Raw genomic sequence first — 24,753 nt, 5'->3', positions numbered from 1 at the left:
GAGACTTATTCGAAGACCTTTGGTGTGGCGCGCATCCAAGGTGGCTCTAGCGTCGCACTCTGTAGTAGAACGCTTCAATGCAATCGAAGATTTCGGCGCGGGCCAGATCGTGGGTTTTGTTGATCCTTTTTATGATGCGATCTTTTTTTCAGCGAACTGAAGAACGATTCAGAGACAGCATGATCCCAACAGTTGCCACGTCGGCTCATATTGGGGGCCAAGTTATTGGCCCCAAAAAACACTGCCTATCGTTACTGCCATATTGGCAACCCTGATCCGACTACACGATAGCCAATCCACAAACCTAAAGGCGGCGCAGGCACCACATGAAGTAAGCGCCCCCCAACAGGGTGGAGACCAGTCCGACCGGCACCTCCTGCGGGAAGATGATCTGCTGGCCGACCCAGTCCGCCGACACCATCAACAGGGCGCCGGAAGCGGCGGCCCCAAGCAGATGCCAACGTGCCCGCACCAACCCCATCAGCTTGGCCATATGCGGCGCCAGCAGACCGATGAAGGAGAGCGGCCCCACCACCAGGGTGGCACTGGCGGTGAGAACGGCCACCAGCAGCAGGATGGCGAGCTGGGCACGGTTGAGGCGAATGCCGAGTGCGGTCGCCACCGCACTCCCCATTGGCAGCAGATCGAGCCAGCGGCTGACAAGCAGGCAGGCGGCCAGCATCAACAGCGCCAGCCCCACCAGCCCATAGGCCACCGGCAGGGTGACGTAATAGGTAGAACCGGACATCCAGGAGAGCAGTTGCTGCACCCGCAGGTCGCCGTTGGCCAGCGCAATGGCCTGCAGCGGCTCAAACAGTGCCGTGATGGCGATACCTGAGAGCAGGATCCGCTCCGGCTGAAAGCCGTGCTTGCGATTGACCACCACCAGCAGCAACAGGCAGCCGAAGGCTCCGAGCAAGCCACCGGCCAGCATCAGCGGCAGGGGCAACGCGGGCAGCAGCAGCGCTGTGGTAATCACCCCCATAAAGGTGCCGCCGCTCACCCCCAGCAGCTCCGGACTCGCCATCGGGTTGTTGCTGACCCGCTGCAACAGGGTGCCCGCCAGCGCCAGCAGCACGCCAGCCGCCCCCGCAGCCAGAGTGCGCGGCAGTCGCCACTCCAGCTGGGCCTGCCAGCGGAGCCAGCTTGGCCAACTCCAGCCCGTCATCCCCTGCCCAACCAGCAGGGAGGCGACCACGGCCAGCAGCAGCCCGACCAGCAACAGGCCGATAAGGCGAGTCGGTGCCGGATGGCGGGCCACCAGCAGGCCGGCGTTTGCCTTAGGCGCACCCGACTTGATGCCCAGGCGCGGGAGCAGCCAGAGCAGCAGCGGTGCGCCCAGCAGGGCGGTCATTGCGCCGGTGGGGATCAAGACTGGCCAGAAGCGGCTCAGGCTCTGCAGCAGCAGATCGGTCGCCGCCAGCAGCAGGGCGCCGAGGATCGGTGCCCACAGCAGCCGCTGGCCAAGCTGGCGGATCCCGAGCAGCCGCACCATGGCGGGCGCCGCCAGCCCGATAAAGCCGATCAGCCCCACCACGCTTACCACGCAAGTGGTGATAAACACCGCCAGCCCCAGTCCGGCAAAACGCAGATGCTGCAGGGAGACCCCCAGACTGCGGGCGCTGGCATCATCCAGCTCCAGCACTGCCAGCGGGCGTACCAGCACAACGGCCAGCGCAGCGGCTACCAGCAGGCGGGGTAACAGGTAACTCACCCCGCTCCAGCTGTTCTGCACTAGCGAGCCACTGCCCCACACCAGCAAGCCTTTCAGCTCCTCCTGAAAGAACAGCAAGAGTCCCATGCTGATGGCCGCCAGATAGAGGTTGATCACCAGCCCGGCAAAGACGATGACCACCGGATTGAGCTGGCGACGCCAGGCCAGGGCAAACACCAGTGCCATCGCGAGGCTGCCACCGGCCATGGCGATCCACTCCCGCCCCAACAGCAACCAGGAGGGGGCAAACAGGGTCACCATCATCAACGCCAGTTGGGCGCCGGAGGCCACCCCCAAGGTGGTCGGTGACGCGAGCGGGTTGCGCAGCACCTGCTGCATCAGGGTGCCTGCCAGCCCGAGCGCCGCCCCAGCCAGCAGGGTGACAACCAAGCGGGGCAGCCAGCTGAAATGCACCACCGCTTGGCTGACATCATCCAGATTGGGGGTGAACAGGCTCTGCCACCAGAGCGCAGCGGGCAGCTGGCGAGCCAGCTCCCAATACGCGAGCAAGAGGGTCAATCCCAGCAGGATCGAGACCGGCCGCAGCAGCGGCGATGTGAGCAGTCGCTTCATCGGCTAGCCTCCATACGCTCGGCATCTTGCAACAATGCATCGCTGAGCAGACCGGCGAAACGGCGGGCGGCCAATACGCCACCAAAACTCCAGACCGCAGGCAGATGCAGCACAGGCGCCTGCCGTACCTGCGGCAGATGCTGCCACAGCCCAGGCTCCTGCAGCCGTTCGCTCACCCCTACCGGGATGGGATCGACCACCACCAGCCGCGCGGTTGGCAAGGTCATAAACTGCTCGATACTGACCACCGAGAAACCCCAGTCATTGGTCTGCTCCTGCCAACCATTACGCAGCCCGAGCCGCGTCATCACCGCATCGAACAGGCTGTGGCGACCAAACACCCGCACATGGCGCTCATCGATAAACTGCACCACCAGCAGAGGCGGCAGATCCGCAGACAATCCGGCCTGCATTCTGGCGAGATCCCGATCCAGCCCGGCCAGCAGCCGTTCGCCCTCGGCGGTTTTGCCCACCATGCGGGCGAGGGTCAGGGTCACCTCGTGCAGCCGCTGCCACAGATCGGTTTGCCCATCATAGAGGGCGATGGTGCTCACCGGTGCAATGCGGGAAAGAGTTGGCGCCAGCGGGGCCGCCAGCGGCGAGATGAGGATGTGATCGGGTTTGAGCTCCGCCAGCAGCTCACGGTTGGGCTGGGTGCGCAGGCCGATATCCACCACTCCGGCAGGTAGCCGTGGCTCGCCGACCCATGCCTGATAGGGGCCTGCATCCCCCACCGCCAGCGGCGTCACCCCGAGCGCCAGCAGGGTCTCGGCTATGGTCCAGTCGACAGTGGCAATACGGGGTAGCGGCGCAGAGGCGATCGGGGATGTGTCGGCCTGCGCCGCTAGTGGCAGCAGCAGGCTAATAAGGCAGGGTGCCATCTTCTTCAATAAACGGTTCAAGAGAGCCCCCCGGTCAGACGATGGCGATGGGATGAGCATGAGCCGGGTGGCGAATGACCTCCATCGGAATGCCATAGATAGCGTGCAGGGTCTCGCTGGTCATGAGCCCCTCAGGTTCACCGTGGGTAAGCAGGCGGCCGGAGTGGAGCGCCACCAGCCGATCACAGAAGCGGGAGGCCATATTGATGTCGTGAATGACGATGATGACCCCAAGGTTTAGCTGACGGCTCAACTGCTTGACGAGCGTCAGCACCTCCACCTGATGGGCCACATCCAGCGCGGCCAGCGGCTCGTCCAGCAGGATAAAACGGCTCTCCTGGGCCAGCAGCATCGCCAGCCAGACCCGCCCCCGCTCGCCGCCGGAGAGGGTATCCACCAGCCGATCGGCAAAGCGTTCGGTATGGGTAAGGGCGATGGCCCGATCGACCTGGCGGTGATCCTCCGCCCCCATCCGGCCCAGCAGGCCGCGCCAGGGATAGCGGCCCATCTCCACCAGCTCCCGCCCGAGCAGATTCTCAGCGCTCGGCAGATGCTGGGGCAGATAGGCCACCTGACGGGCGAACTCCCGGTTGCCCCATTCGGGTAGCGGCTTGCCATCGAACAGGATCTCTCCATCACTCAAGGGTTGCTGGCGTGCCAGCAGCTTGAGCAGGGTCGATTTGCCCGAACCATTGTGGCCGATGAGGCCATAGACCTGTCCCTGCTCAAAACGCAGGTCGGTGGGGTGCAGCAGCGTGCGGTCATTGACCGTGAAGCTGGTTGATTTCATCTCGAACATAAGCAATTCCTGTGCTGGCTTGCCGTCAGTCTCATCGGTGCCGGTATCAAGCCGGCACCTCGCAATCCAGATGGGCGATCGCATCGCGGCTCACTGCGGCGCGGCGCGCCCCGGTCAGCTCAGTGAGCTGGCCCTGGCGCATCTCCAGCAGGCGATCTGCCAGCGGGAAGTAGTGATCGTCGTGACTGATGGCAATCACTGTCTTGCCCATCTCCTTGAGGCGCGGCAACAGCACCTGATAGAAGATGCGGCGGAACTGGGGATCCTGATCCGCAGCCCACTCGTCAAACAGCATCACCTCGCGCTGCTCGGCCAGCGCCAGCAGCAGGGCGACCCGCTTGCGCTGCCCTTGGGAGAGATCGATATCGGCGATAAAGCCATCCTTGATGGTGAGCTTGCTGCCCATCTGCAACCGCTCCAGCCACTCGGCCACCAGCTCATCCTTGGGTTCCGGCCCCAGCAGGTGCTGGAACAGGTGATAGTCGGTAAAGATGGCGGAGAAGAGCGCCAGATAGCCATTGCGATCGGTGATCGGCTCACCATCCAGCAGGATCCGGCCCGATACCGGTTGATAGAGGCCGGTCAGCAGCATGGCCAGGGTCGACTTGCCGGAGCCATTGCCACCGATGATGAAGATCTGCTCCCCCTTTTCGATGACCAGATCGGTGGGGCCAACGGCAAAACCGCCCTCCCCCTGATAGTGAAAGCTCACCTGCTCCAGCTCGATACGCTGCCAGGGTCGGATGGCGGGCGGCAGCGGGAAGTCCGCATCCGGCTCGGCCAGATTGAGGGCGGCGATCTTGTCGAACGCCACCTGAGCGGCAAGCAGGGTCGGCAGGGCGCCAATTCCCTGCAACAGCGGGGTGCGCAGGAACAGCAGGGTCAGGGCGAAGGTGGCGGCCACATTGGTGTTGGCCCAGCCAAGGCCGTTGGCCAGAAAGAAGACCAGACCGATGGCCCCCAGCATCATGATATTCGACCAGTTCACCGCGCTCAGGTGATAGGTGTCGGCGCGGATGATCTGCTGGCGATAGTCACGGGCATTTTGCTCATAGAGCTGGTGGTAAACGAAGTGAGCCCGCTCGCGGTTGAGCGCCAGCTCCTTGCTGCCAGCGATGATGGCCTGATAGTTCTGATAGAGCCGATCTTCGGCCTGACGCATGTGGGAGAGATGGCGATAAACACGGTTCACCAGCAACCAGCCCACCACCATGGTGACGGTGACCCAGAGCGCGGTCACCCCGAGCAGGGCCGGAGAGAGCCAGCCGAGGTAAAAGGCAGAGCCCAGCGTGAGCACCAGCCCCTGCACCAGCTCAGGCAGGCGCACGAAGGCGATGGTGATCTGGCCGATATCGCTGGAGAGGGAGGCCAGCAGTGGCCCCTGACCAATCTGTCGGATGCGGGCGACATCGGTATCCAGCAGTTGCTTGAGCAGACGGCCGCGCAACCGGTAGACAAAATGGTGACCGAGAGTGGTCAGGGCCAGCTGGGATCCAAGCGTGATCACCAGCAGCAACACAATCAGGCCGACCAGCTGACCGAGGATCGGCAGCGGATCACCTATAGATTCGATAAGAGACTGATTGATAAAAGCAATGACGCCAATCCCGCTGACGGCACTGAGCAGACTGAGCAGGGTGATGGCGATAAAGGGCCAACGATATTGGCGATAAACCAGAGACAAGAGTTCCATAACGGACCGGTATTCCAGAGAGATCAGAACAACTGCGGGTGAAAAGAAGGGCGGGAATCCGGTTCCCGCCCGACTTCGATTACCAGCGGTAGTTGATGCTGCCCACTACGCTGCGCGGCTCGCCGTAGTAGCAGTAGTAGTCACAACTGGCCACGTAGGTTTCACCCAGCAGGTTGTTGACGTTGAGCTGGGCACGCCAGTTCTTGGCAAAGTCATACCCGATCATCGCATCCCAGACGGTATGGGCCGGCACCTCGGCAGAGCCGTAGATGGGGGTGTAGTCCGCATTCACGGCGCCAATACCCACGCTGGAACCGATATAACGCACACCGGTACCCAGCTCCAGACCCGAAGCCACCCCTTGCTGCACCTTGTAGTTACCCCAGAAGGAGGCCTGGTGGCGCGGGATCAGGCTGGCACGGCGATCGCTACTGCCTGTGTCGTTGGTTTTGGCATCGGTGTAGGTATAAGCAGCGGTCAGACGCAGCGCATCGGTCACCTGCACGCTCCCTTCCAGCTCAACCCCCTGAGAGGTCACTTCACCCGCCTGGGTCTGCTGGCCGGAACCGGTAGAGACCAGCGAGTTGGTCTGGGCCAGATCGAACAGCGCCAGATTGATGTAACCGTCGAGGAAGGCAGGCGCATACTTCACGCCGGTCTCGTAGAGCTTGCCCTTGAGCGGCTTGTAGGAACTCTTGGTGTTGGGATCGATCCCCGGCAGCACCTCGAACGACTCGGCATAGGCAAAGTAGGGAGAGAGGCCGTTGTCAGCCAGATACATCAGGCTGCCCGAGAGGGAGAGCTCGTGATCGTACTGGCGCTCGTCCTTGCTGGTATTGGTGTTGTGGGTCTCCACATAGTCAAAACGGCCACCGGCAGTCAGCAACCAGCGATCGTCCCAGCGGATCTGGTGCTGGGCATAGAGACCGCTCTGGCCCTTGCTGCTCTTCTGGTGAGTAGCAGTCGACTCATCAAAACCGGGGAAGCCGCTGTAATCCGGGTTCATGGTATTGATGGAGCCCATGGCGTAGTTGTCGGCCTCGACCCCTTCATTGACGTGACGCTGCAGATCCACCCCCAGCAGCAAGGTCTGCTCGGTGCTGTCGGTGTTCCAGTAGCCCACCATCTGGTTGTCCATAGTGGCACTCTTGGTATTGCCATCGCGGTAAACCAGGCCACGACTGGCGGTTGTGCCTTCATAGGTCGGGAAGATATAGGTCTGGCGCAGCAGCAGATCGTTGTAGTTGAAGCGGACGTTCTGCTTGAACTCCCAGGTCTGGTTGAGCTGGTGGGCCAGCTCGTAACCGGTGGAGATCTGGGTATTGCGGTTGCGATCGTAATCCGGCTGGCTCAGGTTGGTGGAGGGATCAATCTGGCCACCTGACGTATTCAGGGTGCCATAGACCGGGAAGAAGCCGTTGGTCGGGACCCCTTCGTCGTGCAGAAAACTGGCCAGCAGGGTCAGGCTGGTACGATCCGAAAGATCGAAGGTGACGCTGGGCGCCAGATAAACCCGATCGTTGTAAGTACCGGTAAGCACCCCATCACGCTCTTTATAAAGAGCAACCATGCGGTAGCGGCTGTTGTCGGAGAGCGCGTCAGAGACGTCCACCCCGACTTGACGATGATCCCGGCTGCCAAGCTGCAGATCCACCTGCCCTTGCGGCGTGGCGGTCGGCCGCTTGCTGATGGCATTGATCACCCCGCCCGGAGGCGCCTCACCGTAAAGGATCGAGGCTGGCCCTTTCAGCACTTCCACACTCTCCAGACCGAACGGTTCCGGCGTCCAGACGTAGTAGCCGGTGCCAAACAAGCGGTTGCCATCCAGATAAGAGGCGGCATCGAAGCCACGCACCTTGAACCAGTCGGTGTTGTTGTCGGAACCATAGAGACCGGTCAATACGCCGGAACGGTAGCGAATCGCTTCATCCAGCTGCAACACGGCGTGCTGATCCAGCTCCTCGCGATTAACCACGGAGACGGCGCGAGGGGTCTCGGCCATCGGCACTTCCACCTTCATGGCCGTACCGGTCACCACCATGGTTTCGCTGGCTTTGGGCAGCTCAGCGGTGGTTTGTTCGGCCATCAGCGGCAGGGAGACGAGCAAACCGGAGAGCGAAAGCACGCCGAAGGCGCCCTTCTTGCCGGGTCCTGTTGTGTATTTTTGCGCAATCATATTAAAGTCTCGTTTATCAATGAGTTATGTTGTTTTAATTGTTATTTGTGGTCGTTTGTCACGACATCACCCTGTTCCATGGGCGAATAAAGCAGCGCAATCCTACTACAGGAGCCGTGATCGAATCGATTCAATAATTGCTAATCATTTGCATCTACATTGTTATCTGGCTGCATCGTTGGCAGGATTTCGCGGGAGATGGGAGCCATCAGGAGAGCTATGAGCGGAGAAGAAAATGGAGAGGAATATAAAGAAGCAGAAAAAAGATCGGCAGGATGGATCCGATGGCATTATCTGACTGGATCCATTATCCCCAAGCTTTATCCATATTTATCCACACCCTTTGGCGGTAGAATCCGGCTTTCCGTTTCTTTGTCTGAAATCAGGATCCATTCCATGGCCAAACTCAATCTCGTCGTCGGCTCCATGCTGGGCGCCGCCGAATATGTCGCAGACCACGTCGCCAACCTGCTGGAACAGGCTGGCCACCAGACCCGGATCCACAACCCGGCCAAGCTGGCAGAGGTACTGGATGATGCGGGATCCATCCTGCTGGTGGTCACTTCCACCCATGGTGCCGGGGATGTGCCCGACAACCTGCAACCCTTCGCCAAGGAGCTTGCCGAGCAGCATCCGGATCTTAATTCATTGAAATATGGCGTGATCGCCCTTGGTGACAGCAGTTATGACACCTTTTGCCAGGGCGGCAAGACGCTGGATCGCCTGCTGGCCGAGTGCGGAGCCAGCCGGATTGGCGAGCGACTCGACATCGATGTGACCCAACACGAGATCCCCGAAGATGCCGCAGAAGTGTGGATCCGCGACTGGATGACGATGATCGCCTGATCGGCGTGCGGGAGATCCTGAAAAAAAGCTTGATCTCCCCACTTATCCCCAGATCGACTATCCACCATGTTATTAACAGATTGATCCGGGGGAGTTGTTCTACAAGGTTACCCACAACGCCCAGGGGTAATGTGCATAACTACGGTGTAAAGCTCTGTAAAACCTATAGTTATCCATGTATTAGATCCAGACCGACAGACATCTGTGTATAAAAGTCCTGGTTATCCCCTCGTTCACCGGGCCAGGATCCAAGCTTTTCCACAAGCTAGGATCGTCCTTAAATTAATGATCTTTATGATCAAAAAGTGCTTATCAACAGAAAGGGCGGATCCTAATAAGAGATCCAGTAAAAGATCGATCTAAAGATCCTTAAGATCTAATTAGTGGATCCTCCCTTCATACTGAACGTTAAGTAGACGTTCCCCTCAGGACGCGAAACAGATAGAATGTTCCGCCCTTTAGCCCAGGCAAATAAAGATCTTCAGGCGTGCAGATCAAGGTGATCCCAATGCAATACCATGAACAATTTGATGTGATCGTCGTCGGTGGCGGTCATGCCGGAACCGAAGCAGCAACAGCGGCAGCCCGTATGGGCATGAACACCCTGTTGCTGACCCACAATATCGATACGCTGGGACACATGTCCTGTAATCCGGCGATCGGCGGGATCGGCAAGGGACACCTGGTCAAGGAAGTTGACGCACTCGGCGGGATCATGGCGCGTGCCATCGATCTTGGCGGGATCCAGTTCCGCACCCTCAACTCCTCCAAGGGCCCGGCAGTGCGAGCCACTCGTGCCCAGGCGGATCGCCTGCTCTACAAGGCCGTCGTTCGCCAGATGCTGGAAAACTACCCGAACCTGAAGATCTTCCAGCAGGCTTGTGACGATCTGATCATGGATGGGGATCGTGTTGCCGGTGTGGTCACCCAAAGCGGGATCCGCATCAGCGGCAAGACTGTGGTGCTGACGGTCGGTACCTTCCTGAATGGTTTGATCCACATCGGGATGGAAAACTACAAGGGCGGTCGTGCCGGGGATCCTCCCTCGATCGCTCTGGCCCAGCGCCTGCGTGAACTGCCGCTGCGCATCGATCGTCTCAAGACGGGCACCCCTCCGCGCATCGATGCCCGCAGCGTCGATTTCTCCGTCATGCAGGAACAGCACGGTGACGATCCGCGTCCGGTATTCTCTTTCATCGGTGATGCCAGCCAGCATCCCCGTCAGGTGCCCTGCTACGTTACCCATACCAACGAGCGCACCCACGATGTGATCCGCAATAACCTGGATCGCAGCCCCATGTACGCCGGGGTGATCGAGGGGATCGGCCCGCGCTACTGCCCGTCGATCGAAGACAAGATCACCCGTTTCGCCGACAAGACTGCGCACCAGATCTTCGTCGAACCGGAAGGCCTGACCACCCACGAACTCTATCCGAACGGGATCTCTACCAGCCTACCGTTTGACGTGCAGGTGCAGATCGTCCGTTCCGTGCGTGGCTTCGAGAACGCCCACATCACCCGCCCCGGCTATGCCATCGAGTACGATTTCTTCGATCCGCGGGATCTCAAGGCCAACATGGAGAGCAAGTGCATTCCAAATCTGTTCTTTGCCGGCCAGATCAACGGCACGACCGGTTACGAAGAGGCAGCGGCACAAGGCTTGATGGCGGGTTTGAACGCGGCCTTGCGTGCCCAAGACAAGGATCCCTGGAACCCGCGTCGGGATCAGGCCTACATGGGCGTGATGATGGACGATCTCTCCACCCTGGGGACCCGCGAGCCTTACCGCATGTTCACCAGCCGCGCCGAATACCGCCTGCTGCTGCGTGAAGACAACGCCGATATCCGCCTGACCGCCATCGGTCGCGAGCTGGGTCTGGTGGATGACGAGCGCTGGAGCAAATTCAACGCCAAGATGGAACAGGTCGAGCTGGAGCGTCAGCGCATGCGTTCAACCTGGATCCACCCGCAACATCCGTCACTGGAGGCAGTCAACGCCCTGGTCAACACCCCGCTGACCCGCGAACAGAGTCTGGAAGAGCTGCTGCGTCGTCCCGAGGTGACCTATGATGCGCTGATGGCCATCGAAGGTGTCGGCCCTTCCGTGACCGATCCTGCCGCGGCCGAACAGGTTGAGATCCAGATCAAGTACGCCGGTTACATCGAGCGTCAGCACGATGAAGTGGAAAAGCAGCTGCGCAACGAGAACACCCTGCTGCCGCTGGATCTGGACTATCGCGAGGTGAACGGCCTCTCCAACGAGGTGAAAGCCAAGCTGAACGATGCCAAGCCGCAGACCATTGGTCAGGCTTCCCGCATCTCCGGCATCACCCCGGCGGCCATCTCCATCCTGCTGGTTCACCTGAAAAAACACGGCCTGCTGCGTAAAACCGCCTGAGGATTCTTACCGTTGGAAAATATGCTGGAAAGATTGAACGGCCTGCTCATGCAGGCCGGAATTGTTATCACCGATACCCAAAAGAGCCAACTGGTGCAGTTGGTCGAGTTGCTGCACAAGTGGAACAAGGCTTACAATCTCACCTCGGTGCGAGATCCGGACGCCATGCTGGTCAAGCATATCCTCGATAGCCTGGTGGTAAGCCCCCACTTGCACGGTGAGCGCTTCATCGACGTGGGGACCGGTCCCGGCCTGCCGGGATTGCCGCTGGCGATCATCAATCCGGACAAGCAGTTCGTTCTGCTAGACAGTCTGGGCAAACGGATCAACTTCATCCGCCAGGTCATTCTGGAGCTGGGGTTGACCAATGTGACGCCGATCAAATCCCGGGTGGAAGAGTATCAACCCGAAGTCGGGTTTGATGGTGTACTCAGCAGAGCGTTCGCTTCGCTAGAGGACATGCTGAGCTGGTGTCACCACCTGCCGTCAGAACAGGGCAGCTTCCTCGCGCTCAAGGGACAATATCCCGCAGAGGAGCTGGCCCAGTTGCCTGCCAATATCCGTCTGGTAGCCTGTCATGAGCTGCGGGTGCCGGAGCTGGAAGGCGAACGTCATCTGCTGGAATTCAAACATATCCAGCCCGAATAGGGTCGCAGTTTCATTTAGGGGATAGTGTGGGAAAAGTCATTGCCATAGCCAACCAGAAGGGTGGAGTGGGTAAAACCACCACCTGTGTGAACCTGGCCGCCTCCATGGCCGCCACCCGGCGCAAGGTGCTGGTGATCGATCTGGATCCGCAGGGCAATGCCACTATGGGCAGCGGCGTCGACAAGTACGAAGTCGAGCGCACCGCCTATGAGCTGCTGATCGAAGATGCTCCCATCAGCGAGGTGATCATACCCGAAACTTCCGGTGGTTATCACCTGATCGCCGCCAACGCCGACGTGACCGCAGCCGAAATCCGCCTGATGGAGTTTTTCGCCCGCGAGATCCGTCTGCGCAATGCGCTGGCCTCGGTGCGGGACAAGTACGACTACGTCTTCATCGACTGCCCACCTTCCCTCAACATGCTGACCGTGAATGCCATGGCCGCCGCCGACTCCGTGCTGGTGCCCATGCAGTGCGAATACTATGCGCTGGAAGGGCTCACCGCCCTGGTCGACACCATCAGCAAGCTGGCCGCCGTGGTCAATCCCGATCTCAAGATCGAAGGTGTGCTGCGTACCATGTACGATCACCGCAACCGGCTGGCCAATGATGTGTCCGATCAGCTAAAACAGCACTTTGGCGACAAGGTCTACCGCACCATCATTCCCCGCAATGTTAGACTGGCTGAGGCCCCGAGTTTCGGTGCCCCGGCCATGCACTATGACAAATCATCGGTGGGCGCCAAGGCCTACCTGGCACTGGCTGGCGAGATCCTGCGCCGCCAGGAGCAGGAACGTCAGGCGACCATCGCAGACCGAGAGAGCATATGACTCCGAAAAAACGTGGACTGGGCAAGGGGCTGGATGCCCTGCTCAGTACCAGCACGGCTGCCCGCCAGAAACAGGTGATGAGCGATCAACGTACTGAAGAGGCCATGGCCCCCACCAATCAGGGCGAGCTGCGCAAGCTGCCGGTGGAGTGGTTGCAGTCCGGCAAGTACCAGCCCCGCAAGGACATGTCCCAGGATGCACTGGAAGAGCTTGCCAACTCCATCCGCGCCCAGGGGGTGATCCAGCCCATCGTGGTACGCCCTCTCGGCGAACAATCCTTCGAAATCATCGCCGGTGAGCGGCGCTGGCGCGCGTCCCAGCTGGCGCGGCTCGAGGTGGTGCCCTGCATCGTCAAGGATGTACCCGACGAGGCTGCCGTTGCCATCGCGCTGATTGAGAACATCCAGCGGGAAGACCTCAATGCCATCGAAGAGGCGGTCGCTTTACAAAGACTACTGACCGAATTCGAACTCACCCACCAGCAGGTGGCCGAGGCGGTGGGCAAGTCCCGCACCACGGTGACCAACCTGCTGCGTCTCAACCAGCTCAACGACGACGTGAAGCGTTTCGTCGAGCATGGCGACCTCGACATGGGTCATGCCCGAGCCCTGCTGGCCCTGAGCGGTCAGGCTCAGTCCGAACTGGCCAAGCTGGTTGCCCAGAAAGGGCTGACTGTACGCGATACCGAGAAGCTGGTGCAAAAAGCGCTTGAACCGGCAAAAGCCAGGGTCGAACCGGCCCGTGATCCGCAGATCGGCTACCTGGAGCGCCAACTGGCAGAAAAAATTGGCAATCAGGTGCAACTTCAGCCTGGCAAGCGGGATAGCGGAAAGTTAGTAATAAGTTACGAGAATTTATCCGATTTGGACCGTATATTGGGCTATTTTGGCGTGTCAGAATCGTGATTCTTACGCTTTTTGTAGTAATAAAACATCCATTCCTTTTGATATGGCCATAACCTTGATTTGCCGCGGAAAGCCGCAAAAATTAAGGATTTTTGTCATATTGCAATAGCGGCCCTCAAGGGTATAATTTGACCGGCTTTAAGAGCTGTTAACATGGGGTCTTCGGATCCCGATTTTTTACAGTTCTGTAATGTTCAGGGGTAGGTTGGTGAAGCAGAAAATAGCCTTGGAAGGTTTTACGCTAGCCTGGGTTATGCTCGTTTGTCAGCTCATCCTGATCCTGGCGATGAGTGCTGTCTGGTTTTATCAGATTAGTGCCAGCGCCGGTTATTCCGCCCTTTACGGAGGGGGGATGTACTGGGTTCCTCAAGCCTTGTTTACTGTCTGGGTGCTGCGCCGCAAGGTGACAACCGAGAGTGTGGGCCTGGTTTTGCGGGACTTTTATGGTGGGGCTGGGATTAAGCTCGTTTCGACAGCAGGTCTGTTTGCTCTGTTGTTTGGTGCGAAAGTCGAGGTCGTTACCGTCTCGTTTTTCGCCACTTATATCCTCGCCCTCGTTGTACAGTGGATAGTCTCATTCACGCTTAACAACCACTATTAGGAAAACTCATGTCTGCAACCGGAGAAGTCCTGACTCCTCAGGGATATATCTCCCACCACCTGACCCACCTTCAAGTCGGGTCCGGGTTCTGGACGGTGAATATCGACTCAATGGTATTCTCCGTCGTGCTAGGCGCCCTGTTTATCCTGCTGTTCCGCAAAGTAGCCGTTAACGCTACCAGCGGGGTGCCGGGTAAGCTGCAGTGCTTTGTGGAGATGCTGGTCGAGTTTGTGAATGGTAACGTCAAAGACATCTTTCATGGTCGCAACAAGGTCATCGCACCTTTGGGGTTGACTGTGTTTGTCTGGATCTTCCTGATGAACCTGATGGATCTGATCCCCGTTGACTTTATCCCTCACGCTGCACAATTGATGGGTATTCCCTATCTGCGTGTGGTTCCCTCTGCTGACGTTAACATCACCATGTCCATGGCTTTGGGCGTGTTCTTCTTGATCCTGTATTACAGCATCAAGGTCAAGGGTATCGGCGGGTTTGTGAAGGAGCTGACGCTTCAGCCTTTCAACCACCCGGCGGCCATCCCGGTTAACCTCATCCTGGAAACTGTTACGCTGGTATCCAAACCGGTCTCTCTGGGTCTTCGACTGTTCGGCAACATGTATGCTGGCGAACTGATCTTTATCCTGATTGCGGGTTTGCTACCCTGGTGGTCACAGTGGATCCTGTCCGTGCCTTGGGCAATTTTCCACATCCTGATCATCACTTTGCAGGCATTCATCTTCATGGTTCTGACCATCGTCTATCTGTCGATGGCACAGGAAGACCATGGTTGATGCGACTCAAATAATCCTTTTTATACAATCAATTACATCTAAATAAATGGAGATCCTCATGGAAAACTTGAACATGGACCTGCTGTACATCGCTGCTGCAATGATGATGGGTCTGGCTGCTATCGGCGCTTCCATCGGTATCGGTATTCTGGGTGGCAAGTTCCTGGAAGGTGCTGCTCGTCAACCTGATCTGATCCCTGTTCTGCGTACCCAGTTCTTCATCGTAATGGGTCTGGTGGATGCGATCCCGATGATCGCCGTTGGTCTGGGTCTGTATGTGATGTTTGCGGTTGCTGGCTAAGTCGTTACGACATCTCCAGGCATAACCCATTAACTAACTAAAGAGGACATCGGCTGTGAATATCAACGCCACCCTCCTCGGCCAAGCAATTGCTTTTTTCTTCTTCGTTGTGTTTTGCATGAAGTATGTATGGCCGCCGCTGATGGCTGCCATCGAAGCCCGTCAGAAAGCTATTGCTGACGGTCTCTCTTCTGCCGAACGAGCCAAGAAAGATCTGGATTTGGCCAAGGCCAATGCCGTCGATCAGCTGAAAGAAGCCAAGCTGCAGGCTGCTGAAATCATTGAACAGGCCAACAAACGCAAGGCCCAGATCATTGATGAGGCAACTGTCGGTGCTCAGGCTGAGCGGGAAAAAATCCTGGCTCAAGGCCGTGCCGAGATTGAAGCTGAACGTCATCGTGCCAAAGAGGAACTGCGCAAGCAGGTTGCTGCTCTTGCCATTGCGGGTGCAGAGAAGATCCTGGCGCGCCAAATCGACCAGGCTGCCAACAGCGACATCGTCGACAAACTGGTAGCTGAACTGTAACGGGAACGGGGCTATGTCTGAACTGACTACAATCGCTCGCCCCTACGCCAAGGCTGCTTTCGAGTTTGCCGTTGAGCACAAGGCGGTTGATCAGTGGCTGGGGATGCTCAGCTTCGCTGCGGAAGTAGTGAAGAACGAGACCATCCACTCCCTGGTTAACGGCTCTGTGGCTGCCGACGAGCTGGCAAAACTGTTTGTCAGCATCTGCGGGGAGCAACTCGACGAGCATGGCCAGAACCTGATCCGGGTAATGGCAGAGAATGGTCGCTTGGGTGTGCTGCCGGCGGTCGTTGCCGAATTTGTGGTGTTCAAGTCTGAACTGGACAAAGAAGTTCAGGCTGACGTGATTTCGGCGATTGCACTGACCGACCAGCAGAAAGCCAATATTCAGGCTTCTCTGGAACAACGTCTCGCGCGCAAAGTGAAGCTGAATTGCAGCATCGACGCGTCCTTGATGGCCGGGGTGCTCATCAAGGCCGGTGATCTGGTTATCGACGGAACTGTCCGCGGCAAGCTGGATCGCATGGCTGACGCGCTGCAATCTTGATTGGGGTATTAGAGCATGCAACTGAATTCCACTGAAATCGCCGAGCTGATCAAGCAGCGCATTGCGCAGTTTGATGTAAAGAGCGAAGCGCGTAACGAAGGTACCATCGTCTCCGTGAGTGACGGTATCATTCGTATCCACGGCCTGGCCGATGCCATGCAGGGTGAGATGATCGAGCTGCCGGGCAACCGCTACGCTCTGGCATTGAACCTGGAGCGTGACTCCGTTGGTGCCGTAGTGATGGGTCCCTATGCCGATCTGGCCGAAGGGATGAAAGTAAAAGGTACTGGCCGCATTCTGGAAGTGCCGGTCGGTCGTGGTCTGCTGGGCCGGGTGGTCAACACCCTGGGTCAGCCTATCGACGGTAAAGGTCCGGTCGAGCACGATGGCTTCTCTCCGGTAGAAGTGATTGCCCCGGGCGTTATCGAGCGTAAGTCTGTTGACCAGCCTGTCCAGACCGGTCTGAAAGCCATCGACTCCATGATCCCTATCGGTCGTGGCCAGCGTGAGCTGATCATCGGTGACCGCCAGGTAGGTAAAACTGCCATTGCGATCGACACCATCATCAACCAGAAAGACTCCGGCATTAAGTGTGTCTACGTTGCGATTGGCCAGAAGGCCTCCACCATCGCCAACGTGGTGCGCAAGCTGGAAGAGCACGGTGCTCTGGCCAACACCATAGTAGTGGTTGCCTCTGCTTCCGAAGCGGCTGCCCTGCAATACCTGGCTCCGTATTCAGGTTGCTCCATGGGTGAGTACTTCCGTGACCGCGGTGAAGATGCCCTGATCATTTATGATGACCTGTCCAAGCAGGCCGTTGCATATCGTCAGATCTCCCTGCTGCTGCGCCGTCCGCCAGGACGTGAAGCATTCCCGGGCGACGTATTCTATCTGCACTCCCGTCTGCTGGAGCGTGCAGCTCGCGTCAACGACGAGTACGTAGAGAAGTTCACCAAGGGTGAAGTGAAGGGCAAAACCGGTTCTCTGACCGCGCTGCCGATCATCGAAACCCAGGCGGGCGACGTATCCGCGTTCGTTCCGACCAACGTGATCTCCATCACCGATGGTCAGATCTTCCTGACTTCCCAGTCTTTCAACGCCGGTATTCGTCCTGCGGTTGATCCGGGTATCTCCGTATCCCGTGTGGGTGGTGCCGCCCAGACCAAGATCGTCAAGAAGCTGTCCGGTGGTATCCGTACCGCGCTGGCCCAGTATCGCGAACTTGCTGCCTTTGCCCAGTTCTCTTCCGACCTGGACGATGCAACTCGCAAGCAGCTGGACCACGGTCAGAAAGTGACCGAGCTGATGAAACAGAAGCAGTACTCTCCGATGAGCGTGGCTCACCAGTCTCTGGTGCTGTTCGCCGCGGAAAAAGGCTATCTCTCTGATGTCGAGTTGAGCAAGATCCTCGACTTCGAAGCCGCTCTGCTCTCTTTCGCCGATACCCAGCATGCTGAGCTGATGGCTGAAATCAATGCCAAGGCTGACTACAACGACGCGATCGTTGGCAAGCTGACTGCGTTGCTGGATGACTTCAAGGCAACCCAGACCTGGTAAGCGAGTGTGGCAGCGCAAGCTGCCACCTGATGGAGAGAAGAGATGGCCGGCGCAAAAGAGATACGTAACAAGATCGGGAGTGTTAAAAACACTCAAAAGATCACCAGCGCTATGGAAATGGTGGCAGCAAGCAAGATGCGCCGTGCGCAGGATCGCATGTCTGCCAGCCGTCCGTACGCTGAAACCATGCGCAAGGTGATCGGCCATATCGCTCAGGGGAACCTGGAATACAAGCACCCCTACCTCATCGAACGTGAGGTCAAGCGAGTGGGTTACATCGTCGTCTCCACCGACCGTGGCCTGTGTGGTGGTCTGAACATCAACCTGTTCAAGGCTGCCCTCAATGATATGAAGCAATGGAGCGCGAAAGGTGCCAAGGTTGACCTGGCTCTGATCGGCAACAAAGCCTCCAACTTCTTTGAACGGCACGGCGCCAAGGTGAAAGCTCATGTCGCAGGACTGGGCGATAACCCGAGCGTCAATGACCTGATTGGTTCAGTCAAGGTCATGCTGAAGGCTTACGACAACGGTGAGATTGACAAGCTGTATCTGGTGTACAACAAGTTCGTCAACACCATGGTGCAGCAACCACGGGTCGATCAACTGCTGCCTTTGCCCGTAACTGAAGACAGCAAGCTCGCCAAGAAACACCACTGGGATTACCTCTATGAGCCGGATCCCAAGAAGCTGCTGGATACCCTGCTGGTTCGCTATGTCGAATCTCAGGTCTACCAAGGTGTAGTGGAAAACTTGGCCAGTGAACAGGCAGCCCGAATGGTTGCCATGCAAGCCGCGACTGACAACGCCGGTAACCTGATTAACGATCTGCAACTGGTATACAACAAGGCCCGTCAGGCCAGTATTACCCAGGAGCTGACAGAGATCGTATCCGGTGCTGCTGCGGTGTAAGGCAAGGGTTATCAAAGGTTTAGAGGATTTGACATGAGTAACGGTTTCATCGTCCAAATCATCGGCGCTGTAGTGGACATCGAGTTCCCGCAGAATGCCGTGCCCCAGGTGTACGATGCACTGAAGGTCGTTAGCGAAGGTCAAGGCCAGGGTCTGGTGCTGGAAGTTCAGCAACAGATCGGTGGCGGCGTCGTTCGTTGCATCACCATGGGTTCCTCCGACGGTCTGCGTCGTGGGTTGGAAGTAATGAATAGCGGTAAATCCATCCAGGTTCCGGTCGGTACTGCGACACTGGGTCGGATCATGAACGTACTGGGCGAGCCAATCGACGAGAAAGGCCCGATCGGTGAAGAAGAGAGCTGGTCAATCCACCGTGAAGCCCCCAGCTACGAAGATCAGTCCAACAGCACCGAGCTGCTGGAGACCGGCATCAAGGTTATCGACCTGGTATGTCCGTTCGCCAAGGGTGGTAAGGTTGGTCTGTTCGGTGGTGCCGGTGTAGGCAAAACCGTAAACATGATGGAGCTGATCCGTAACATCGCGATCGAACACAGTGGTTACTCTGTATTCGCCGGTGTAGGTGAGCGTACCCGTGAGGGTAACGACTTCTACCACGAGATGATGGAGTCCAACGTACTGGACAAAGTATCTCTGGTTTACGGTCAGATGAACGAGCCGCCCGGAAACCGTCTGCGCGTAGCGTTGACCGGCCTGACCATGGCCGAGAAGTTCCGTGACGAAGGTCGTGACGTGCTGTTCTTCGTGGACAACATCTACCGTTACACCCTGGCCGGTACCGAAGTATCCGCACTGCTGGGCCGTATGCCTTCCGCAGTAGGTTACCAGCCGACCCTGGCCGAGGAGATGGGTGTTCTGCAAGAACGTATCACCTCCACCAAGACCGGTTCCATCACATCCGTACAGGCCGTTTACGTTCCTGCGGATGACTTGACTGACCCGTCTCCGGCGACCACCTTCGCCCACCTGGATGCGACCGTCGTACTGTCCCGTCAGATCGCGGCACTGGGTATCTACCCGGCCGTTGACCCGCTGGACTCTACCTCTCGTCAGCTGGATCCGCTGGTGGTTGGCAAGGAGCACTACGAGACCGCTCGTGGCGTTCAGACCGTACTGCAGCGCTACAAAGAGCTGAAGGACATCATCGCCATCCTGGGTATGGATGAACTGTCAGAAGAAGACAAACTGACCGTAGCCCGTGCCCGTAAGATCGAGCGTTTCCTGTCCCAGCCGTTCTTCGTTGCAGAAGTGTTTACCGGTTCTCCGGGTAAATACGTGCCGCTGAAAGAGACCATCCGTGGTTTCCAGGGCATCCTGAAAGGCGAGTATGACGATCTGCCCGAGCAGGCGTTCTACATGGTTGGCGGTATCGACGAAGTCGTCGAGAAATCCAAGAAACTGTAAGCCTCGACAGGAGGGCCCATGGCAGAGATGATCTCCTTTCACCTGGACGTGGTGAGCGCCGAAGGAAAACTGTTTTCCGGTCGCGTGCAATCCGCTCAGGTATCAGGCTCCGAAGGTGAGTTGGGTCTCCGCCACGGTCATGCTCCGTTGCTGACTGCCATCAAGCCGGGCCTGGTCCGCTTGGTGAAGCAGAACGGAACTGAAGAGGTGCTGTACATCTCCGGCGGTATGCTGGAAGTACAACCTGAATCCGTGACCGTGTTGGCGGACACCGCGATTCGTGCTGACGACTTGGATGAGGCGAAAGCCCAGGAAGCCAAGCGCGCAGCCGAAGAGCGGATCCACAGCTCCCATGGTGATATCGACTACGCCCAGGCCGCCACCGAGCTGGCCAAGGCGATGGCTCAACTGCGAGTCATCGATATCGTCAAAAAGAATTACCGCTAATAACGGTGATGCAAAAAGCGACCTTCGGGTCGCTTTTTTTTTACCCGTTGGATAGACTCCGCCGAGTATTTTTCATGTTCCAAAGGCCAATTTATGTCCCTCAACGTCGTGATCCTGGCTGCGGGTAAAGGTACCCGTATGCGCTCTTCCCTGCCCAAGGTACTGCACCCGGTAGCCAACAAACCCATGGTTTCCCATGTGATCGATACCGCTCGTCAGGTCGGTGCCGAGCAGCTGCATCTGGTCTATGGCCACGGTGCCGAGCTGCTGAAAGAGCGGATCGTGGCGGCCGATGTGAACTGGGTGCTGCAAGCTCAGCAGCTGGGAACTGGTCATGCCGTCGCCCAGGCCATCCCGTTCTGGAAGGATGAAGACGATGTGCTGGTGCTCTACGGCGATACCCCGCTGATCCAGCCCGAGACCCTGCAGCGCTTGCTCGCCGCCAAGGCTGAAAACGGGATGGCACTGCTGACCGTGGTGCTGGACAACCCCACCGGCTATGGCCGCATCGTCCGTGAAAATGGTCAGGTAGTCGGTATCGTCGAGCAGAAGGATGCCAATGCCGAACAGCTGGTCATTCGTGAGGTGAACACCGGCGTGCTGGTGGCCAATGGGGGCCAGTTGCGTCAATGGTTGTCTCGTCTCGACAACAAAAACGCCCAGGGCGAGTTCTATCTGACCGATGTGATCGCCATGGCTCACGGCGATAATTGCCCGATTGCCGCCGTTCATCCGGAGCGTGCCGCCGAGGTGGAAGGGGCCAACAATCGGGTGCAATTGGCTCAGCTTGAGCGCAGCTATCAGCAGATGCAGGCCGAGAAACTGATGATTGCAGGTGCAACCATGATCGACCCCGCACGCTTTGATTTGCGTGGGGTTTTGGAAATTGGTGAAGAGGTTGTTATTGATGCAAACGTCATCATTGAGGGCAAGGTGACTCTCGGCAATCACGTTCGTATCGGAGCCGGTTGCGTACTGAAAGATTGTGTCATTGGCGATCACTCTGAGGTGAAACCCTACTCGGTTATCGAGGGTGCACAGGTGGCAGATCAGTGCTCAGTGGGTCCGTTTACCCGCTTGCGTCCGGGGGCGGTTCTGGAGCAGGATGCGCACGTTGGCAACTTCGTCGAGATGAAGAAGGCCCGTCTGGGGGTTGGTTCCAAGTGCGGTCATCTGACCTATCTGGGTGATGCCGAGATAGGAGCCGGGGTGAATATCGGTGCCGGTACCATCACCTGCAACTACGACGGGGTCAACAAATTCCAGACCATCATCGAGGACGATGTGTTCGTCGGTTCTGATACCCAACTGGTAGCGCCTGTTCGCATCGGCAAGGGGGCCACCCTGGGAGCCGGCTCTACTATTACCAAGGACGTGGGTGAAAATGAACTCGTGATTACCCGGGTACCCCAGCGTCACATCAAGAACTGGGCTCGTCCGGTCAAGAAAACTGATAAGTGATATCAGTATGAAGGCGACCCATGAACAAGCGAATCATCAAGCTCGCAGACGCGAGCCACAGTCTGTTTTCCCGCTTTGTCGATCTGGTGGGAATTTCAGTCTCAATGGTGCTGCTCGCACGGCACTTTGGCTTGTTTCATGGGTTGGACGAGATGTCCCTGGTCACGCTGGGCATGGTGGTCTTCTTTCTGGTCTCCCAGAATACCGGGCTCTATTGCAGCCGGGTTCGTAAACATCTGGCGCAGTCTCTGCTGCGCCTCATCTTCTCCTGGTTGGTAACTGCTACCCTGCTCTACCTGCTGGTCTATCTGGTTCCCATCTTTAAACCCTACCACCCCTTCCCGCTGGAGCTGGCGGTGCTCTGGCTTGCCATGGCCTGCCTCATTTCCACCGGCTATCGGGTGTTGTACCGACTGGTGACCCTCTGGTTCAGCGATGCCTCCTGCTGTCGGCGTGTGGCCATCATTGGCGTGACTCCGGCCGGACTGGCGCTGGAAAAATCCCTGTGGGAGAGCCCGCGTCACGATATTCAGATGCTCGGATTTTTCGATGCCCGTAGCGAAGAGCGCTTCGGTTACCCGACTCGCAGTCCTCTGTTGGGTGATGTCGATGAGCTGCTCGAGCTGGCACGCAAAGGGCTGGTCGACGAAATCTATCTGGCGCTGCCCCTGACCGCCCGGGAGCGTATCAATCACTACCTCTACGAACTCTCCGACACCACGGTTAATACCTATCTGGTTCCCGATTTCTACGAGTACGGCCTGACCGTATCCCACATCGATCGGGTGGGCGATATCTATACCTTCAGCTTTTTCGATTCCCCGTTCGAAGGGGGCGCCGCCCTGCTCAAACGCATTGAAGATCTGGTGTTGGGTTCACTCATCCTGCTGCTCATCTCTCCGGTTATGGCGCTGGTGGCTCTCGGGGTGCGTCTCTCTTCCCCTGGACCCGTGCTCTTCAAGCAGGATCGCTACGGCCTGGGGGGGAAACGGATCCAGGTCTGGAAATTCCGCTCCATGCGCGTCATGGAGAATGATGCCGTGGTGACTCAGGCAACCAGAGGCGATCCCAGAGTGACGCCATTCGGTGCGTTTTTGCGTCGTACCTCGCTGGATGAGCTGCCGCAGTTTTTCAATGTGATTCAGGGCTCCATGTCGATCGTGGGGCCACGTCCCCATGCCGTGGCGCACAACGAGCAGTACCGCTCACTGGTGGAGCGGTACATGCTGCGCCACAAGGTCAAACCGGGGATTACCGGGCTGGCCCAGATAAATGGATTTCGTGGTGAAACCGACACCCTCGACAAGATGGAGATGCGGGTCAAGTTCGATCTCAAGTACATCCAGTACTGGTCGCTCGGACTGGATTTCAAAGTCATTTTCCTGACTGTATTCAAGGGGTTTGTCGGTGCGTCAGCTTACTAGCCTCGTTTGCGCCGGACTGCTGCTCTCCCCCTCTCTTTCAGTCCGTGCCGAGGTCACTCCCTTATCCCATCAGGGGCTGCTGGGTCTGGAGGTCCAGACCGAGATGGAGAGTCGTTATGGTCACGACAGCAACCTGCTGTGGCTGCGTGACAGTGGTCAGGCGATTGGCTCCGATTTCATCGGAATCACCCCGGAATTTCGCATGGTGGGCAAACGCGGCCTGGATCGCTATCAGTTCAGCTATCTGGGTGACTATCGTCGCTATGGCAGCAGCCATGGGGATGGCTATGCCGATCACCAGTTCCAGTTTGACGGCAGCTGGCGCTTCTCCCTGCGCAACGCCTTCAAGCTGATGTACCAGTATCGGCTGGGCCATGAGGCGCGTGGCGAGGGGCTGACCGAAGGCTTTATGTTGCAGGGGGATGAGAAGGCTGGCGGTGATGCCACTTTCGGCTGGTTCAACATTGCCGAGCCGTTGCGCTTCAAACGCAGCGAAGTGGGTGGCCGCTACAGTTATGGCGCTCCCGATGCCAGAGGCAAGCTGGAGCTGGCGCTCTCCCACAAGGATCTGGGTTATCTCGACAGGCACCTCTACCTGCATGACTTTGAACGCTATATGGCCGAGCAGGAGTGGCATGAGAACACCGCCATTGTCGAGCTGTTCGATCAGGTGAGCCATGTCAGCCGTTTTCGTTACACCCTGCAGACCAATCTGCGACGCTATCCGGCCAATCCGCGCAAGGATTCCGACGAATTCTTCCTTATCACAGGGGTGATGAGCCAGCTGACCGGCAAGACCCGGATCGATGCCAATATCGGCGGGATCTACAAGCGTTTCGTCAATGATCCACAGGCAGAGAGTTTCAAAGGGCTGAACTGGGATCTGCGTCTGGAGTGGCAACCGCTCGATTACAGCAAGCTCGCGCTGCTCTCCAGCCGGACCATTCGTGATCCGGGTGGTGACGGCGGCTATGTCAGCAGCCAGCTATATGGCGCCGAGTGGCAGCACCACTGGTCACCCGGAGTAGCGACCACGCTCTCTTATCACGATATCCGGGATGATTATCACCAGTCGGTGGTCTGTGGTAACGACAACCGCCACCGTCAGGACGACATCCATCGCTGGGGCATGGGCATCAGCTACGACATTCGTCCCTCCGTCAATCTGGGGCTCCACTACCTGCAGGCCGACTCCGGTTCCAGCTTTGCCGGGCAGCCCATCGACATCGGCGGCAATTGCTATGGCCGTGCCCTCGGTTACGACAAACAACAGCTTTCTCTTTCACTCAAGGTAGCCATTTAAC

General features: G+C 58.0%; 22 protein-coding genes and 1 pseudogene. 17 read left to right on the top strand and 6 right to left on the bottom strand.

The features are described from left to right. Positions 1-46: 46 nt before the first annotated feature. The 6 genes and pseudogenes from G5533_RS16290 to G5533_RS16265 form a co-directional block, all read right to left on the bottom strand. Positions 47-280, bottom strand: a pseudogene (locus G5533_RS16290) (IS3 family transposase); the annotation flags it as partial. Between the two features lie 24 nt (positions 281-304). Continuing rightward, complete coding sequence (gene fhuB / locus G5533_RS16285) at positions 305-2,287, bottom strand: Fe(3+)-hydroxamate ABC transporter permease FhuB (RefSeq protein WP_441255080.1); 1,983 nt, start codon at positions 2,285-2,287, stop codon at positions 305-307. After that, positions 2,284-3,168 carry an ABC transporter substrate-binding protein gene (locus G5533_RS16280; RefSeq protein WP_421255595.1) on the bottom strand — a complete coding sequence of 295 codons (885 nt, stop codon included), beginning with the start codon at positions 3,166-3,168 and terminating at the stop codon, positions 2,284-2,286. Before G5533_RS16280 ends, fhuB begins: the two co-directional genes overlap by 4 nt. Before the next feature lie 34 nt (positions 3,169-3,202). Then, positions 3,203-3,967 (bottom strand): ATP-binding cassette domain-containing protein, encoded by a 765-nt coding sequence (locus G5533_RS16275; RefSeq protein WP_421255577.1) that lies wholly within the window; start codon positions 3,965-3,967, stop codon positions 3,203-3,205. Between the two features lie 46 nt (positions 3,968-4,013). After that, positions 4,014-5,660, bottom strand: a complete 1,647-nt coding sequence (locus G5533_RS16270) for a multidrug ABC transporter permease/ATP-binding protein (RefSeq protein ID WP_421255578.1) — start codon at positions 5,658-5,660, stop codon at positions 4,014-4,016. Between the two features lie 79 nt (positions 5,661-5,739). Continuing rightward, complete coding sequence (locus G5533_RS16265; RefSeq protein WP_227341687.1) at positions 5,740-7,836, bottom strand: TonB-dependent siderophore receptor; 2,097 nt, start codon at positions 7,834-7,836, stop codon at positions 5,740-5,742. 396 nt (positions 7,837-8,232) lie between these two features. On the opposite strand from G5533_RS16265, the gene mioC reads away from it, so the two are divergent. From mioC to G5533_RS16180, 17 genes are all read left to right on the top strand, one after another. After that, positions 8,233-8,682: an FMN-binding protein MioC gene (gene mioC, locus G5533_RS16260; RefSeq protein ID WP_335838293.1), complete on the top strand. Its 450-nt coding sequence runs from the start codon at positions 8,233-8,235 to the stop codon at positions 8,680-8,682. 508 nt (positions 8,683-9,190) lie between these two features. Next, positions 9,191-11,080, top strand: coding sequence for a tRNA uridine-5-carboxymethylaminomethyl(34) synthesis enzyme MnmG (gene mnmG / locus G5533_RS16255; RefSeq protein ID WP_421255579.1), 1,890 nt, complete (start codon positions 9,191-9,193; stop codon positions 11,078-11,080). A 21-nt stretch (positions 11,081-11,101) separates the two neighbouring features. After that, positions 11,102-11,728, top strand: coding sequence for a 16S rRNA (guanine(527)-N(7))-methyltransferase RsmG (gene rsmG / locus G5533_RS16250; RefSeq protein WP_033115246.1), 627 nt, complete (start codon positions 11,102-11,104; stop codon positions 11,726-11,728). Positions 11,729-11,754: 26 nt separating this feature from the next. Then, complete coding sequence (locus G5533_RS16245; RefSeq protein WP_216952494.1) at positions 11,755-12,558, top strand: ParA family protein; 804 nt, start codon at positions 11,755-11,757, stop codon at positions 12,556-12,558. Then, positions 12,555-13,463 (top strand): ParB/RepB/Spo0J family partition protein, encoded by a 909-nt coding sequence (locus tag G5533_RS16240; RefSeq protein WP_005342343.1) that lies wholly within the window; start codon positions 12,555-12,557, stop codon positions 13,461-13,463. The genes G5533_RS16245 and G5533_RS16240 overlap by 4 nt, the downstream gene beginning before the upstream one ends. A gap of 190 nt (positions 13,464-13,653) precedes the next feature. Continuing rightward, positions 13,654-14,064 (top strand): ATP synthase subunit I, encoded by a 411-nt coding sequence (locus G5533_RS16235; protein ID WP_216952492.1) that lies wholly within the window; start codon positions 13,654-13,656, stop codon positions 14,062-14,064. An 8-nt stretch (positions 14,065-14,072) separates the two neighbouring features. Continuing rightward, the gene (gene atpB / locus G5533_RS16230) at positions 14,073-14,855 is read left to right on the top strand and encodes a F0F1 ATP synthase subunit A (RefSeq protein ID WP_216952488.1); all 783 of its coding nucleotides are present in this window, start codon (positions 14,073-14,075) and stop codon (positions 14,853-14,855) included. 58 nt (positions 14,856-14,913) lie between these two features. Continuing rightward, a complete protein-coding gene (gene atpE, locus G5533_RS16225; protein ID WP_005307205.1) occupies positions 14,914-15,156 on the top strand; it encodes a F0F1 ATP synthase subunit C in 243 nt (80 codons plus the stop codon). Positions 15,157-15,211: 55 nt separating this feature from the next. Beyond that, entirely contained in the window at positions 15,212-15,682 is a 471-nt protein-coding gene (gene atpF / locus G5533_RS16220) for a F0F1 ATP synthase subunit B (RefSeq protein WP_204480536.1), read from the top strand. A 13-nt stretch (positions 15,683-15,695) separates the two neighbouring features. Then, entirely contained in the window at positions 15,696-16,229 is a 534-nt protein-coding gene (gene atpH, locus G5533_RS16215; protein ID WP_204480539.1) for a F0F1 ATP synthase subunit delta, read from the top strand. Positions 16,230-16,244: 15 nt separating this feature from the next. Next, complete coding sequence (gene atpA / locus G5533_RS16210; RefSeq protein ID WP_216952485.1) at positions 16,245-17,786, top strand: F0F1 ATP synthase subunit alpha; 1,542 nt, start codon at positions 16,245-16,247, stop codon at positions 17,784-17,786. A 42-nt stretch (positions 17,787-17,828) separates the two neighbouring features. After that, positions 17,829-18,695, top strand: coding sequence for a F0F1 ATP synthase subunit gamma (gene atpG, locus G5533_RS16205; RefSeq protein WP_041210471.1), 867 nt, complete (start codon positions 17,829-17,831; stop codon positions 18,693-18,695). Between the two features lie 33 nt (positions 18,696-18,728). Then, on the top strand, positions 18,729-20,117 hold the full coding sequence (gene atpD / locus G5533_RS16200) for a F0F1 ATP synthase subunit beta (protein ID WP_026455856.1): 1,389 nt from the start codon (positions 18,729-18,731) through the stop codon (positions 20,115-20,117). Positions 20,118-20,135: 18 nt separating this feature from the next. Next, positions 20,136-20,564, top strand: coding sequence for a F0F1 ATP synthase subunit epsilon (locus G5533_RS16195; RefSeq protein WP_005339345.1), 429 nt, complete (start codon positions 20,136-20,138; stop codon positions 20,562-20,564). Positions 20,565-20,657: 93 nt separating this feature from the next. Continuing rightward, a complete protein-coding gene (glmU, locus tag G5533_RS16190) occupies positions 20,658-22,025 on the top strand; it encodes a bifunctional UDP-N-acetylglucosamine diphosphorylase/glucosamine-1-phosphate N-acetyltransferase GlmU (RefSeq protein WP_421255580.1) in 1,368 nt (455 codons plus the stop codon). A gap of 20 nt (positions 22,026-22,045) precedes the next feature. Beyond that, the gene (locus tag G5533_RS16185) at positions 22,046-23,449 is read left to right on the top strand and encodes an undecaprenyl-phosphate glucose phosphotransferase (protein ID WP_216952480.1); all 1,404 of its coding nucleotides are present in this window, start codon (positions 22,046-22,048) and stop codon (positions 23,447-23,449) included. Then, positions 23,433-24,752: an outer membrane beta-barrel protein gene (locus G5533_RS16180; protein WP_441255076.1), complete on the top strand. Its 1,320-nt coding sequence runs from the start codon at positions 23,433-23,435 to the stop codon at positions 24,750-24,752. The genes G5533_RS16185 and G5533_RS16180 overlap by 17 nt, the downstream gene beginning before the upstream one ends. The last annotated feature ends 1 nt before the right edge of the window (position 24,753 follow it).

The organism is Aeromonas sp. A600620 (assembly GCF_029479985.1).
GTDB lineage: Bacteria > Pseudomonadota > Gammaproteobacteria > Enterobacterales > Aeromonadaceae > Aeromonas > Aeromonas veronii_A.
Note: the sequence above shows the minus strand (reverse complement) of the source record. Positions and strands in the feature narration are given on the sequence as shown.

Coding starts and splice junctions, on each gene's coding strand:
- fhuB (WP_441255080.1), bottom strand. CDS start 2,287: ATGAAGCGACTGCTCACATCGCCGCTGCTGCGGCCGGTCTCGATCCTG.
- G5533_RS16280 (WP_421255595.1), bottom strand. CDS start 3,168: ATGGCACCCTGCCTTATTAGCCTGCTGCTGCCACTAGCGGCGCAGGCC.
- G5533_RS16275 (WP_421255577.1), bottom strand. CDS start 3,967: ATGTTCGAGATGAAATCAACCAGCTTCACGGTCAATGACCGCACGCTG.
- G5533_RS16270 (WP_421255578.1), bottom strand. CDS start 5,660: ATGGAACTCTTGTCTCTGGTTTATCGCCAATATCGTTGGCCCTTTATC.
- G5533_RS16265 (WP_227341687.1), bottom strand. CDS start 7,836: ATGATTGCGCAAAAATACACAACAGGACCCGGCAAGAAGGGCGCCTTC.
- mioC (WP_335838293.1), top strand. CDS start 8,233: ATGGCCAAACTCAATCTCGTCGTCGGCTCCATGCTGGGCGCCGCCGAA.
- mnmG (WP_421255579.1), top strand. CDS start 9,191: ATGCAATACCATGAACAATTTGATGTGATCGTCGTCGGTGGCGGTCAT.
- rsmG (WP_033115246.1), top strand. CDS start 11,102: ATGCTGGAAAGATTGAACGGCCTGCTCATGCAGGCCGGAATTGTTATC.
- G5533_RS16240 (WP_005342343.1), top strand. CDS start 12,555: ATGACTCCGAAAAAACGTGGACTGGGCAAGGGGCTGGATGCCCTGCTC.
- G5533_RS16235 (WP_216952492.1), top strand. CDS start 13,654: ATGTTCAGGGGTAGGTTGGTGAAGCAGAAAATAGCCTTGGAAGGTTTT.
- atpB (WP_216952488.1), top strand. CDS start 14,073: ATGTCTGCAACCGGAGAAGTCCTGACTCCTCAGGGATATATCTCCCAC.
- atpE (WP_005307205.1), top strand. CDS start 14,914: ATGGAAAACTTGAACATGGACCTGCTGTACATCGCTGCTGCAATGATG.
- atpH (WP_204480539.1), top strand. CDS start 15,696: ATGTCTGAACTGACTACAATCGCTCGCCCCTACGCCAAGGCTGCTTTC.
- atpA (WP_216952485.1), top strand. CDS start 16,245: ATGCAACTGAATTCCACTGAAATCGCCGAGCTGATCAAGCAGCGCATT.
- atpG (WP_041210471.1), top strand. CDS start 17,829: ATGGCCGGCGCAAAAGAGATACGTAACAAGATCGGGAGTGTTAAAAAC.
- atpD (WP_026455856.1), top strand. CDS start 18,729: ATGAGTAACGGTTTCATCGTCCAAATCATCGGCGCTGTAGTGGACATC.
- G5533_RS16195 (WP_005339345.1), top strand. CDS start 20,136: ATGGCAGAGATGATCTCCTTTCACCTGGACGTGGTGAGCGCCGAAGGA.
- glmU (WP_421255580.1), top strand. CDS start 20,658: ATGTCCCTCAACGTCGTGATCCTGGCTGCGGGTAAAGGTACCCGTATG.
- G5533_RS16185 (WP_216952480.1), top strand. CDS start 22,046: ATGAACAAGCGAATCATCAAGCTCGCAGACGCGAGCCACAGTCTGTTT.